Annotated in this window: 11 protein-coding genes; 1 reads left to right on the top strand and 10 read right to left on the bottom strand. The window is 72.6% G+C overall.

Annotated elements, in window-relative coordinates:
• Window positions 1-60: 60 nt before the first annotated feature.
• The 6 genes from ACFVFR_RS21490 to ACFVFR_RS21515 all read right to left on the bottom strand — a co-directional run bounded on the left by ACFVFR_RS21490 (window position 61) and on the right by ACFVFR_RS21515 (window position 5,799).
• A complete protein-coding gene (locus ACFVFR_RS21490) occupies window positions 61-549 on the bottom strand; it encodes a DUF3180 domain-containing protein (protein WP_383704146.1) in 489 nt (162 codons plus the stop codon).
• A gap of 79 nt (window positions 550-628) precedes the next feature.
• The gene (gene folK, locus ACFVFR_RS21495) at window positions 629-1,222 is read right to left on the bottom strand and encodes a 2-amino-4-hydroxy-6-hydroxymethyldihydropteridine diphosphokinase (RefSeq protein ID WP_383704061.1); all 594 of its coding nucleotides are present in this window, start codon (window positions 1,220-1,222) and stop codon (window positions 629-631) included.
• Window positions 1,219-1,578: a dihydroneopterin aldolase gene (folB, locus tag ACFVFR_RS21500; protein WP_383704064.1), complete on the bottom strand. Its 360-nt coding sequence runs from the start codon at window positions 1,576-1,578 to the stop codon at window positions 1,219-1,221. The genes folK and folB overlap by 4 nt, the downstream gene beginning before the upstream one ends.
• Before the next feature lie 615 nt (window positions 1,579-2,193).
• Window positions 2,194-2,676 carry a nuclear transport factor 2 family protein gene (locus ACFVFR_RS21505; RefSeq protein ID WP_383704067.1) on the bottom strand — a complete coding sequence of 161 codons (483 nt, stop codon included), beginning with the start codon at window positions 2,674-2,676 and terminating at the stop codon, window positions 2,194-2,196.
• A complete protein-coding gene (folP, locus tag ACFVFR_RS21510; protein ID WP_383704070.1) occupies window positions 2,673-3,674 on the bottom strand; it encodes a dihydropteroate synthase in 1,002 nt (333 codons plus the stop codon). Before folP ends, ACFVFR_RS21505 begins: the two co-directional genes overlap by 4 nt.
• Before the next feature lie 103 nt (window positions 3,675-3,777).
• Entirely contained in the window at window positions 3,778-5,799 is a 2,022-nt protein-coding gene (locus tag ACFVFR_RS21515) for a phosphatidylglycerol lysyltransferase domain-containing protein (protein WP_383704073.1), read from the bottom strand.
• A gap of 145 nt (window positions 5,800-5,944) precedes the next feature.
• Between ACFVFR_RS21515 and ACFVFR_RS21520 the strand changes: the two genes are divergently transcribed.
• Entirely contained in the window at window positions 5,945-7,078 is a 1,134-nt protein-coding gene (locus tag ACFVFR_RS21520) for an alpha/beta hydrolase (protein WP_383704076.1), read from the top strand.
• Window positions 7,079-7,148: 70 nt separating this feature from the next.
• Here the strand turns inward: ACFVFR_RS21520 and folE are convergent, their stop codons facing one another.
• The 4 genes from folE to tilS all read right to left on the bottom strand — a co-directional run bounded on the left by folE (window position 7,149) and on the right by tilS (window position 12,306).
• The gene (gene folE / locus ACFVFR_RS21525) at window positions 7,149-7,754 is read right to left on the bottom strand and encodes a GTP cyclohydrolase I FolE (protein ID WP_383704079.1); all 606 of its coding nucleotides are present in this window, start codon (window positions 7,752-7,754) and stop codon (window positions 7,149-7,151) included.
• 250 nt (window positions 7,755-8,004) lie between these two features.
• A complete protein-coding gene (ftsH, locus tag ACFVFR_RS21530; RefSeq protein WP_383704082.1) occupies window positions 8,005-10,029 on the bottom strand; it encodes an ATP-dependent zinc metalloprotease FtsH in 2,025 nt (674 codons plus the stop codon).
• A gap of 235 nt (window positions 10,030-10,264) precedes the next feature.
• Window positions 10,265-10,804, bottom strand: coding sequence for a hypoxanthine phosphoribosyltransferase (gene hpt / locus ACFVFR_RS21535; protein WP_383704149.1), 540 nt, complete (start codon window positions 10,802-10,804; stop codon window positions 10,265-10,267).
• 59 nt (window positions 10,805-10,863) lie between these two features.
• Window positions 10,864-12,306 carry a tRNA lysidine(34) synthetase TilS gene (gene tilS, locus ACFVFR_RS21540; protein ID WP_383704084.1) on the bottom strand — a complete coding sequence of 481 codons (1,443 nt, stop codon included), beginning with the start codon at window positions 12,304-12,306 and terminating at the stop codon, window positions 10,864-10,866.
• Between the last annotated feature and the right edge of the window lie 143 nt (window positions 12,307-12,449).

The raw sequence follows: 12,449 nt of genomic DNA on the forward strand, positions 1-12,449 counted from the left end.
GCCCGAGCGCCTCGTACCCGGCGCTCGCCGCGCGGGTGCGCGTACGCCGCGCCGGCGGGGTCACGCGCGGGCCGCGCCCCGGTGGTCGTTGTCGTCGTCCTCGGGGAGCTTCAGGACGCGCTCCAGGAAGAACGCCACGGCGACCACGGCCGCCCCGGCGACCACCGAGGCCCCGGCGTAGATCGCCTGGTCGCGGCGGGCCGGGACGTCGAGTTCGGCGAGCACGAGGAAGAGGCCCACGCCGCCGTACACGCCCGCGACCAGGGCCGCCACCAGGGCGCTGGCCTGCCCGAAGACCACCGCGCGGGCCGCGACGAGCGGGTCGACGCCCTTCGCGCCGGGCTGCCGCTCACGCTGGGCCAGCAGCCGGGACCGCAGCGAGAGGGCCGTCGCCCCCAGCACGACGGCGATCAGCGCCAGCACGACGGGGGCCGCGAGCGGCACGCTCGGCAGGGTGCCGACGGAGTCCCAGAGGCGCGCGCCCGCCCACGACAGGACGCCGGCCCCGAGGAAGAGGCCGACCAGTACCCCGATCCGAAGTTGCTTCACCGAGTGGTCGCCCCTCATCGTCGCTCCACCGCCTTCCACCGGTGCCGCCACGGTCCGCCGGCACCAGCTACGTCAACGCCTACTCGGGCAGTTGCAGTTCCAGGTCCACCCGGGCCACCACGCCCTCCCGGTCCACCTGGGCCAGCAGCTCGGCGACCGCCCCCCGGCCCGGAACGACCGCCTCCGGCTCCACGTCGTGCCACGGTACGAGAACGAAGGCGCGCTCGTGGGCGCGCGGGTGCGGCAGCGTCAGCACCGGGTCGTCGGAGACGACGTCCTGGTAGCTCACGATGTCCACGTCGAGCGTGCGCGGGCCCCAGCGCTCGTCCCGCACCCGCTCGAACGCCTCCTCCAGGGCCTGGCCCCGGTCGAGCAGCGACGTCGGCGGCAGGGTGGTCCGAACGAGCACGACGGCGTTGAAGTACGTGGACTGCGTGCCCGGCTCCACGCCCCACGGCTCGGTCTCGTACACCGGCGACACGGCCTTGACCCGCAGGCCGGGCGTGTCCTCCAGGGCGTCGACCGCGCCCTGGAGGGTCTCCAGGCGGTTGCCCAGGTTGCTGCCGAGCGAGATCACCGCCCATTTCGGGTTGGACAGGGTCACATCGGCGGCGTCCACCTGTTCCACCACGGAGGAGGGGACGGGCTGCACGGTCGGATCGCTGCTGCTCATACTCGGCTCCGCGTGATGGTAATGGTCACGTCGTCAAAGGGAACGGTGATCGGGGCCTGCGGCTTGTGCACCACGACCTCGACCTCCCGCACGACCGCGTGCTCCAGACACCGCTGGGCGATCCGCTCGGCGAGGGTCTCGATCAGGTCCACCGGCTCGCCCGCCACCTCGGCCACGACCTGTTCGGCCACGACCCCGTAGTGCACGGTCTTCGTCAGATCGTCGTCGGCCGCCGCCGGGCGGGTGTCCAGGCCGAGCACCAGGTCCACGACGAAGGTCTGGCCCTTCTCGCGTTCCTCGGGGAACACGCCGTGGTGCCCTCGGGCCCTCAGGCCGCGCAGCGCGACACGATCCACACGAATCACTCCTGCTGTCGTCGGAGCGGGCGCGCCCCCGGCCACGGCCGGCGCGCCACCCTCTCTGCCTGGGGCTGGAATACCCCCGTTATCGAATCTACCTGCGAGCGCCGACAGCGCCCGCCCTCGGGGGCTATGGACAGCACGGGGCCCGACTGCTAGACGACCATCGCCAGCGCGCTACCCGACTCCCGTGCCCCAACTCCCTACCCGCCCATCACGCAGCTCGAACGAGTGACCCAGCACGCCCCGCTGACACCCCTCCGGCCGACGCCCCGTCGGCAACACGGCCGCCCCGACGCCCTTGTTCGACCCGTCCACGACCCGGCCGGGCCGCGTGAGGAGACGCGTACGGGAGGTTGAAGGACAGGCGTACGCGGCCGGGCCGGCCGGTGGCGCCCACCGTCGGCCGCTCGTGGCCGCGCCCCGCGCCGGGCCGTGTACGGCCAGGTCAGCACGGTGGGGCGAGCGGCGGTACGCCGTCGGCCGGGCCGGACGACTACGGACCGCCGCGAATCGACTCCGGACCGCCGGGGGCGAGTTCCGGCCACGTTCCCGGGCGCTTCCACGGGGTGGCGGGCGCGCGGGGCGCGGCCGGGGCGCGCGGGCCGGGTGTCAGTCGCCGAGACCGGCGGGGTCGCCGCCGATGCCGTCGTCGGGGGCCGGGCCGTCCTCGTCGTCCTGCTCGGCCAGCACCGGCGAACCGTGGTGGGACCAGACCCGCCAGCCGTCCGCGCCCCGCCGGAACACGTTCGTCGCCACCACGAGTTGGCCCACCAGCGGGCCCAACGTGCCCTCCTCCTCGGCCGGACCACCGCTGAGGATGTTCTCCGTACAGGTGACCAGCGCCGTGTCCCCGAGCACGGACACCTCGACGTCGGTGAGGAAGAACTGGATGTACTCCGTGTTGGCCATGATCAACGCGTACGAGCGGAGCACCTCGCTCCGTCCGCGCAGCACCGGCCACCCCGGGTGGACGCAGCTCACGTCGCCGTCCAGCCACATCGTGTCCAGCGCCGCCGTGTCACCGCGTTCCATCGCCTCGTAGAGGGCCGTGTTCGCCCGCTCCACCAGCTCGTTGTCCGTACGGGAAGTCACACCGCTCCCTCTGCGTTGGCCACGCCGACCCCACTTGCCCCGCTCGCCTCGCACGTCCGCTCTGCCCCTGCTCGTTCCGCCGTCGTTCCCGCGCCGGCTGTGCCGTCCGTCGCCGTGCCGCGCCGCGCGCCCTCGATCGCCCGGGCGACCCGCACCGCGTCCGCGCTGGCCCGCACCTCGTGGACGCGTACCGCCCAGGCGCCCTCCCGGGCGGCGATGGCCGAGACGGCGGCCGTGGCCGCGTCCCGCTCGCGCGCCGGGGGCGGGCTGCCGGCGTCGTCGGCCAGCACCCGGCCGAGGAACCGCTTGCGGGAGGCCGCCACCAACAGGGGCCGTCCCAGCGCGCGCAGCCGAGCCAGGTTGGCCACCAGTGCCAGGTCGTGTTCGGCGTTCTTCGCGAAGCCCAGGCCCGGGTCGAGCACGACGCGCTCGGGTGCGACACCCCCGGCCACCGCGCGCTCCAGGCCCTGTTCGAGTTCGGCGACGACCTCGGCGACCACGTCCGCGTAGACGGCCCGGTTGTTCATGTCGATGGACTGGCCGCGCCAGTGCATCACCACGAACGGCACCCCGGCCGCGGCCACCACCGGCACCATCGCCGGATCGGCCGCGCCGCCGCTCACGTCGTTCACCAGCGCCGCCCCGGCGCGCACCGCCTGTTCGGCGACCGAGGCGCGCATCGTGTCCACGCTGACCACGGCACCGGCGCCGGCCAGCTCCCGCACGACGGGCACCACGCGCCGCAGCTCCTCCGCCTCGTCGACCCGGGCCGCCCCCGGGCGGGTGGACTCGCCGCCCACGTCCACCAGGTCGGCGCCGCTGGCGACCAGGTCGAGGCCGTGCTTGACGGCCAGCTCGGTGTCGAACCAGTGGCCGCCGTCCGAGAAGGAGTCCGGCGTGACGTTCACCACGCCCATCACGGCACACCGGTCCCACGCGGGCAGCCCCACCAGACCGTCGGGCCCCGTCCGCCCACCGCCATCACGCAACGTACTCATGCCTCCAGCCTAGGCCGACCCCGTCCGACGGCACGCGGCGGCAGCGCGCGGGGCCCCGCACGCCGGCTGCCCGGCCCTCGCGTCGAGGTCCTCGGCCGGCCCGTCAGCTCGGGGTCGCGGGCGAGGTACCGGCGCCCACGGGCACGCTCGCGCCCTCGGCCCGGCCGGGGCGGGCCAGCCGCGCGGGCCGGCGCGGACGCCTCCGCCCGCCGGGCCGCTTCGACCCGTCGGCCCGCGCGGCACCCAGCGCGCTCCCGTCCGCGCGGGCGCACACCTCACCCGGCGTGACCGAGGCGCCCGTGTCGGCCGAGGGGGCGGGCGAGCCGCCGCCGGGGGCGGAACCGGAACCGCGCCGCCACCGGCCGGGGCGCGGCAGGGACAGCGAGACGAAGCCCTCGGCCTGCATCGCCGCCAGTCCGATGCGCGGCAGGTCACGGGTGTTGCGGAAGACCACGAAGCGCGGCTCCCAGCGCGGCCGGAACTTCGCGTTGAACTTGTACAGCGACTCGATCTGGAACCAACGCGAGAGGAAGATCAACAGCCCGCGCCAGCCCCGCAGCACCGGCCCCGCGCCCAGCCGCTCGCCGCGTGCCAGGGCCGAGCGGAACATGGCGAAGTTGAGCGAGACCCGCTGCACCCCGAGCTCGGACGCGGCCTGGAGGGAGGCCACGATGAGCAGCTCGTTCATGCCCGGGTCCGCCGCACGGTCGCGGCGCATCAGCTCCAGCGACATGCCGTCCGTGCCCCACGGGACGAAGTGCAGCACCGCCTTGAGATCGCCGTACGGGCCCGCGTCCGCCGCCTCGCCCTCCTCGCGCCGGTGCGCCGTGGCGATCACCGCGTCGCCGTCCGCCGGGTCGCCGATGCGGCCGAGCGCCATGGAGAAGCCGCGCTCGGTGTCGGTGCCGCGCCAGTCGGCCGCCGCCCGCTGGATGCGCGCCAGCTCGGCCGGGCTCAGCTCGGACGCCCGCCGTACCCGCGTCTGGTACCCGTTGCGCTGGATACGGCCGACCATCTGCCGCACGTTGCGCATCGAGCGCCCGCTGAGCGTGAAGTCCGCCACGTCCACGATGGCCTCGTCGCCCAGCTCCAGCGCGTCCAGGCCGGTCTCCCGGGTCCACACCTGACCGCCGGTCTCACTGCACCCCATCACCGCGGGCGTCCACGAGTGCGCCCTGGCCTCCGCCATGAAGGCCTCGATGGCCCCCGGCCACGCCTCCACGTCACCGACCGGGTCGCCGCTGGCGAGCATGGTGCCGGAGACCACGCGGTAGCAGACGGCGGCCTTGCCGGTGGGCGAGAAGACCACGGCCTTGTCGCGGCGCAGCGCGAAGTGGCCCAGCGAGTCCCGTCCGCCGTGCCGGGCCAGCAGCTCCCGCAGCCGCTCCTCGTCCGTGGCGGTGAGGCGGGCCGCCGGCGTCTCGGGCTTGAAGGCCAGGTAGGCGGTGGTGGCGACGGTGAGCAGGCCGAGCGCGCCGAGCGAGTAGCCCACCGTGTAGTCGACGCCGCCGGTGTAGTCCACCGGCCCCTCGAAGCCGCACAGCCCCCACATCACGTGCCGCAGCCGCTCGCCCAGCGAGGGCGAGCCGACCGTCTTGCCCGGGTGCGAGCCGACGATGACCAGTCCGAGCCCGAAGCTCGCCCCGCCCAGGACGACGAAGTTGGCCAGCGCCTTCCACCGGGTGCGCGGGTCGGGCAGCGCGGCGAACTCGCCCCGGTGCCGTACGAGCAGGGCCAGCAGCACCAGCGACAGGAGCGCGCCGCCGATCGAGTGCCGGTAGACGAGCTGGGCGGCGGCGCCCACCGGCAGCAGCCCGGCCGCCGCGACCCAGGCCCGCCGTTTGCGACGCTTGAGGCCGTGGGCGAGCATGAGGAGCAGCACGCCCACCACGATCGAGGCGGCGGCGGCCAGCGGGCTCACCGCGCCGGGCAGGATCTCGGCGACGGCGTGCAGCCGGCTGTGGCGAAAGCGTGGGAAGACGCCGGCGGCGATGTCGAGCAGGCCGATCAGCGCGCAGGCGGTGCCGATCACCGAGGGGATGGTCTCGGGCCGGGGGCCCCGAGCCACACGTCGCAGCCGGGTGGCAACCACTTTGGACTCTTCACCGTCTTGCCTTGCAGACATGTACTTTCCCGTCGCCCCTGTCAAGAGGATCTGCTGCCCGCTCGTTCACAGCTTTGGTCAAATGCGCGCCCTCTAGGACGGTTTTTCACCGCACGGGGTTCCCTTCCGCGGCACGGGTGACCGGTCGCCCGTCAGAAAGTTCGCCATGGGTCTCACCAGCAACAAGGTCGTGACGATCGCCGTCGTCGCGGCCGTGCTGTTCTTCGCCGCCACGGTATGGCTGTGGCCGCGGCTGGCGGGGCGCACTCCGCTGGCCTTCCTGGGGCGGATCGGCACCCTGCTGGCCACGCAGGTCTCGGTGTTCTGCGCGATCGGCCTGTTCGCGAACCAGACCTTCGGCTTCTACGGCTCGTGGGCGGACCTGTTCGGCACCGAGGACACCCCGGGCGTGGTCGTGGACCACGACACCCCGGCCCACGAGCGGGTCACGGTCCTCAGCACCCGCAAGGTGAACGTGCCCGGCGGCGACAAGGCGCACCTCGGCGGGCGCATCGAGAAGATCACCGTGCAGGGCCCCACGTCCCGGATCGCCAGCCCGGCGTACGTGTACCTGCCACCCGAGTACTTCGCCGAGCCCGACCGCGTCTTCCCCGCCGTCGTCGTCCTGACCGGCTACCCGGGCACCGCGGAGGCCCTCATCAACGGCCTGCGGTACCCGCAGACCGCGCACAAGCTGGTCAAGCAGGGCAGGACGCAGCCCATGGTGCTGGTCATGCTGCGGCCCACCGTCGCACCGCCCCGGGACACCGAGTGCGTGGACGTACCGCACGGCCCGCAGACCGAGACCTTCTTCACCAAGGACCTGCCGAGCGCGATATCGGCCCACTACCGCACCGGCCGCGACGCCCGGAGCTGGGGCGTCATCGGCAACTCGACCGGCGGCTACTGCGCGCTGAAGATGACCATGCGCCACCCGCGCTCGTTCTCCGCCGGGGCGGGGCTGTCCCCCTCGTACAAGGCGCCCATCGACCGGACCACGGGCGACCTGTTCGGCGGCAGCAAGCAGCTGGAGCGCGAGAACAACCTGATGTGGCGGCTGGACCACAAACCCGCGCCGCCGGTGTCCCTGCTGGTCACCAGCAGCAAGCAGGGCGAGCACAACTACCGGGACACGGTCCGGTTCATCGACAGGGTCAAGCGGCTGAACGCGGCCGGCGAGCCGACCCGCGTCTCCTCGATCATCCTCGACAGCGGCGGCCACAACTTCAACACCTGGCGCCGCGAGGTGTCCGGCACGCTCACCTGGATGGGCAGCCGCCTGGTCTCCCCCTCGTCCTGAGCGCCACCGCTGGCCCGTCGTACGCCCCGGGCGCCGCCCCGGCCGTCACGGGGGCGGCGACCTGGTCGCGCTAGCGGCCGATGATCAGGCTCATCGCCTCGGAGCGGGTGGCCGAGTCACGCAGCTGGCCCCGCACCGCCGAGGTCAGCGTCTTGGCGCCGGGCTTGCGGATGCCGCGCATCGACATGCACATGTGCTCGCACTCGACGACGACGATCACCCCGCGCGGCTCCAGTATCCGCATCAGCGAGTCGGCGATCTGCGTCGTCAGCCGCTCCTGCACCTGCGGCCGGCGCGCGAAGACGTCCACGAGCCGGGCCAGCTTGGACAGGCCGGTGATCTTGCCGTCGCCGGAGGGGATGTAGCCCACGTGGGCCACGCCGTGGAAGGGCACCAGGTGGTGCTCACAGGTGCTGAACACCTCGATGTCCTTGACCAGCACCATCTCGTCGTGGCCCAGGTCGAAGGTCGTGGTCAGCACGTCCTGCGGCTCCTGCCACAGCCCGGCGAATATCTCCCGGTACGCGCGGGCCACCCGCCCCGGCGTCTCCCGCAGACCCTCGCGGTCCGGGTCCTCGCCGACGGCGATCAACAACTCGCGCACCGCGCTCTCGGCGCGCTTCTCGTCGAACTCACCGACGGTGCTCTCGCCGTCCAAGGTGACCGGATCGGTCATGGGGTTGCCTCGTTCCTCGTTCGTGCCGTACTTCGTGCCGACGGCGCACAGCCGTACGGGTACGGACTCACCCGCGCCGCCCTAGCGAAAGGCGGCGCCCCCCAGGCTAGAACCTGGGGGGCGCGGGCTACATTCCGGGCCGTGGGCGCGCTGCGCCATCGTGACGAACGCCACCCCGCCCGGGGCCCGGCGCCGGCACCAACGCGAGAGCGCCCCGGAGGTGTCCGGGGCGCTCTCGACAGCGGATCGATCAGGCGTCGCCGCGCGGCTCGTCCCGCGAGTCGGCCGGGTCCTCGGACGTGGCGCCCTTGGACAGGCTGGCCGAGGCGGCGCCGTTGGCCGGGGCGAGCTCGCGGGGCGAGAGCACCGGCGGCCGGGTCGAGGGCGTACGCCGGGAGGAGCCGGTCCACGCCGGACGCAGGGGGCGCTTGACGATGGTGGAGAAGATCTCCGCCAGCTCCTCCTTGTTCAGCGTCTCCTTCTCCAACAGGGCGAGCACCAGGTTGTCGAGCACGTCCCGGTTCTCGACCAGGATCTCCCACGCCTCGTTGTGCGCGTTCTCGATGAGCTTCTTGACCTCTTCGTCGACCAGCGCGGCGACCTCTTCCGAGTAGTCGCGCTGGTGCGACATGTCGCGGCCCAGGAACGGCTCGGAGTTGTCGGAGCCGAACTTGATCGCGCCCAGCCGCTCGGTCATGCCGTACTGCGTGACCATCGCGCGGGCGGTGCGGGTCGCCTTGTCGATGTCGTCGGAGGCGCCGGTCGTCGGGTCGTGGAAGACCAGTTCCTCCGCCGCGCGCCCGCCCATCATGTACGCGAGCTGGTCGAGCATCTCGTTACGCGAGGTGGAGTACTTGTCGTCCTCCGGCAGCACCATCGTGTACCCCAGGGCCCGGCCCCGGGAGAGGATGGTGACCTTGTGCACCGGGTCGCTGTTCGGCGAGGCCGCCGCGACCAGGGCGTGACCACCCTCGTGGTACGCGGTGGTCTTCTTCTCCTTGTCGCTCATGATCCGGGTCCGCTTCTGCGGGCCGGCCACGACACGGTCGATGGCCTCGTCGAGGGCGTGGTTGTCGACCAGCTTCTTGTCGCTGCGGGCGGTCAGCAGCGCCGCCTCGTTCAGCACGTTCGACAGGTCGGCACCGGTGAAGCCGGGGGTGCGCCGGGCGACGGCCTGCAGGTCGACGTCCGGGGCGACCGGCTTGCCCTTCTGGTGCACCTTGAGGATCTCCAGGCGGCCCTGCATGTCCGGCCGGTCGACGGCGATCTGCCGGTCGAAGCGGCCGGGGCGCAGCAGCGCGGGGTCCAGGATGTCGGGCCGGTTGGTCGCGGCGATCAGGATGACGCCGCCCTTGACGTCGAAGCCGTCCATCTCCACCAGGAGCTGGTTCAGCGTCTGCTCGCGCTCGTCGTGACCGCCGCCCATGCCGGCGCCACGGTGTCGGCCGACGGCGTCGATCTCGTCAACGAAGACGATCGCCGGGGCGTTCGCCTTGGCCTGCTCGAACAGGTCACGGACCCGGGAGGCACCGACACCGACGAACATCTCGACGAAGTCGGAACCGGAGATCGAGTAGAACGGGACGCCCGCCTCGCCGGCGACGGCGCGCGCGAGCAGCGTCTTGCCGGTGCCGGGGGGGCCGTACAGCAGCACGCCCTTGGGGATCTTGGCGCCGACGGCCTGGAACTTCGCCGGCTCCTGGAGGAACTCCTTGATCTCGTGGAGTTCCTCGACCGCCTCGTCGGAGCCCGCGACGTCGGAGAACGTCGTCTTCGGGGTGTCCTTGGTGATCAGCTTGGCCTTGGACTTCCCGAAGTTCATGACCCGGGAGCCGCCGCCCTGCATCTGGTTCATCAGGAACAGGAAGACGACGACGATCAGCACGAAGGGAAGCAGCGACAGCAGGATGCCGATGAACGGATTCTGCTTCGACTGGGAGACCGTGTACCCGTCGGGGATCTGGTCCTTCTCGGCGTTGGCCTGAAGCGTCGTGGCGATCCGGACGCCCTGGTCTCCGATGTAGTTGGCCTGCAGCTTGCGACTGCCCGAGATCTTGTCCTCGCCGCCCTTCAGCTGGATCTTGATCTTGTGCTCGTCGCCGGTCGTCAGCTCTGCGGATTTGACTCGGTTCTTGTCGATCGCATTGACGACCTCGCTGGTGTCCACCGACTTGTAGCCGCCGGACGAACCGACGACCTGCATCAACACGACCACGGCGAGGACGGCCAGCACGATCCACATGACCGGCCCACGGAAGTAGCGCTTCACGTCCATCCATACGGGGCGGATTCGCCCCGTCCCTCCTGCCACAGTGAGGCACGGAACTCTCTGGCGAGAGCTGCTTGTGCGTGCGGTGTTTTACTCGGTCTGAGAAGACTGACCTTCGGACGGTACCCCAGCATCGTCACCAGGTGCCGCCACAGGCGGTTAACGAAATGGCCTTCCCCTGCTTCAACGGCGGGAAACGGTGCCCGGTTCCCGCCCGGGCCCGGGGTCGCCGCCGGGCCGGTCAACCGCCGTAGACGTGCGGCGCCAGAGTGCCCACGAAGGGCAGGTTGCGGTACTTCTCCGCGTAGTCGAGGCCGTAGCCGACGACGAACTCGTTCGGGATGTCGAAGCCGATCCACTTCACGTCGATGTCGACCTTGGCCGCGTCCGGCTTGCGCAGCAGGGTGACGACGTTGAGCGACGCCGGGTTCCGCGAGCCCAGGTTCGACAGCAGCCAGGACAGCGTCAGGCCGGAGTCGATGATGTCCTCGACGATCAGCACGTCACGGCCGGCGATGTCGGTGTCCAGGTCCTTCAGGATGCGCACCACCCCGGAGGACTGGGTGCCGGCGCCGTAGGAGGACACCGCCATCCAGTCCATCGTGACGGGGGTGGACAGGGCTCGGGCCAGGTCGGCCATGACCATCACGGCGCCCTTGAGGACGCCGACGATGAGCAGGTCCTTCCCCTGGTACTCCGCGTCGATCTTGGCCGCCAACTCGGCCAGCTTCGCGTCGATCTCTTCCTTGGTGATGAGCACCGACTGGAGGTCGGTGCCCATGTCCTTGTCGTCCACCCGCGCCACTCTCGCTTGGTTCACGCTTGCCAGGCTCGGGCGAATCAGCCCTGCCGGATCACCAGTCTGCCACCCTGCCTGAGCACCTCGATGCGGCCGGGCAGGTTGATGGCGCGCTGACCGTGCCAACTGGTGATGAGTCGGTCCACCTCTTCGATGTGCCGGGCGAAGAGCGAACCAGCGGGGGAACCGGCCGCGATGGCCACCCGGCGCAGCACCCGGCGGCGCACGGCGGCCGGCAGGTCGCGCAGTGCGGCGGTGTCGAGGGAGTCGAGGACGTCGGAGGGGTCCGTGGCGGTGCCGGGTCGGGAGCGGGTGAGGGAGCCGACGGGGCTCGCGGCGCGGCGCGGATCGCGGGACGCGGGCGAACCCGCCGGCGGGACGGACACGGCGGGCGCGGGCGGGGCGGCGGGGGCCGGGGCGCCGGGGACATCGGCTCCGGCGCGGACGGAGGGCGGCACGGCGGCCGACCGCAGAGGGGCGGCGGACCGGGCGGGAACGCTCGCGCGGTCCTTGGGGACGGGGCGGGCCGCGCGGGCGAGCGCCTCGGCCTCGGCGGCCCAGGCGTCCAGGGCGTCGGCGTCGTCGCGGGAGAGCTGCGCCGTCCGGGCCAGGGCCTCGACGACGCCCTTGCCCAGCGCCTTCTCCAGCACGGGCAGCGCCTCGTGCCGCACCCGGGAGCGGGTGAACGCCGGGTCGGCGTTGTGCGGGTCGTCCCAGACCGGCAGCGACTGGGCCAGGCAGGCCCGGCGCGCGGTCTGTCGGTCGAGGTGCAGGAAGGGGCGGCGGTAACGCCCGCCCTCGCCGGAGACGACGGCCATGCCGGACAGCGAGCGCGTGCCGGAGCCACGGGCGAGCCCCAGCAGCACCGTTTCCGCCTGGTCGTCACGGGTGTGGCCGAGCAGGACCGCGCGGGCGCCGTGCCGCTCGGCGGCGTGGTCCAGCGCCGCGTACCGGGCGTCACGCGCGGCGGCCTCGGGCCCGCCGTCCCGCCCGACGGCCACGGCGACGGTCTCGACGGGGTCGAGACCCAGGGCGCGCAGCCGCTCGCCGACCTCGGCGGCACGCACGTCGGAGCCGGCCTGGAGCCCGTGGTCGACGGTGACACCGCCGGCCCGCAGCCCCAGCTTGGGGGCCTCGAAGGCCAGGGCGGAGGCGAGCGCCATGGAGTCGGCGCCGCCGGAGCAGGCGACGAGCACCAGCGGGCGCGCGTCGACGGTGGAGCCCGGTGGGGTGCCGGGTGGGAGTTGTCCCGGCCCACGGCGCGCGGTCGGCGGCCCGGCGTCGGGGGCGGGAACGACACCACGAGCGGCGGGGCCGCGCGGGATGTCGTGGCCGCGGGCGGCGGGGCCTTCGGCGGCGCGCGGCCGGCCGGGGGCGTACGGGGAGGAGGGGGGAGTGGCGTCGGCGTCGATGTCGGCGAGGACGTCCTGGAGTACGCGGCGAACCGCCAGGCGTATCGCGGCGACCGCTGGATGGGGACCCATGTCCGTTTCCCATCTTTCAATCGGGGGGTGCCTCGGGAGCCACATCAGGCTCCAGTCACGCTAAGTACGTAGATGGTGACAGAGCCGAGCTGTTACCCGAGCATCGCACGCCTACCCGTTGCCGAGGGTCCCTCAGACGAGTG

This window comes from Streptomyces sp. NPDC057702, from assembly GCF_042799315.1.
GTDB lineage: Bacteria > Actinomycetota > Actinomycetes > Streptomycetales > Streptomycetaceae > Streptomyces.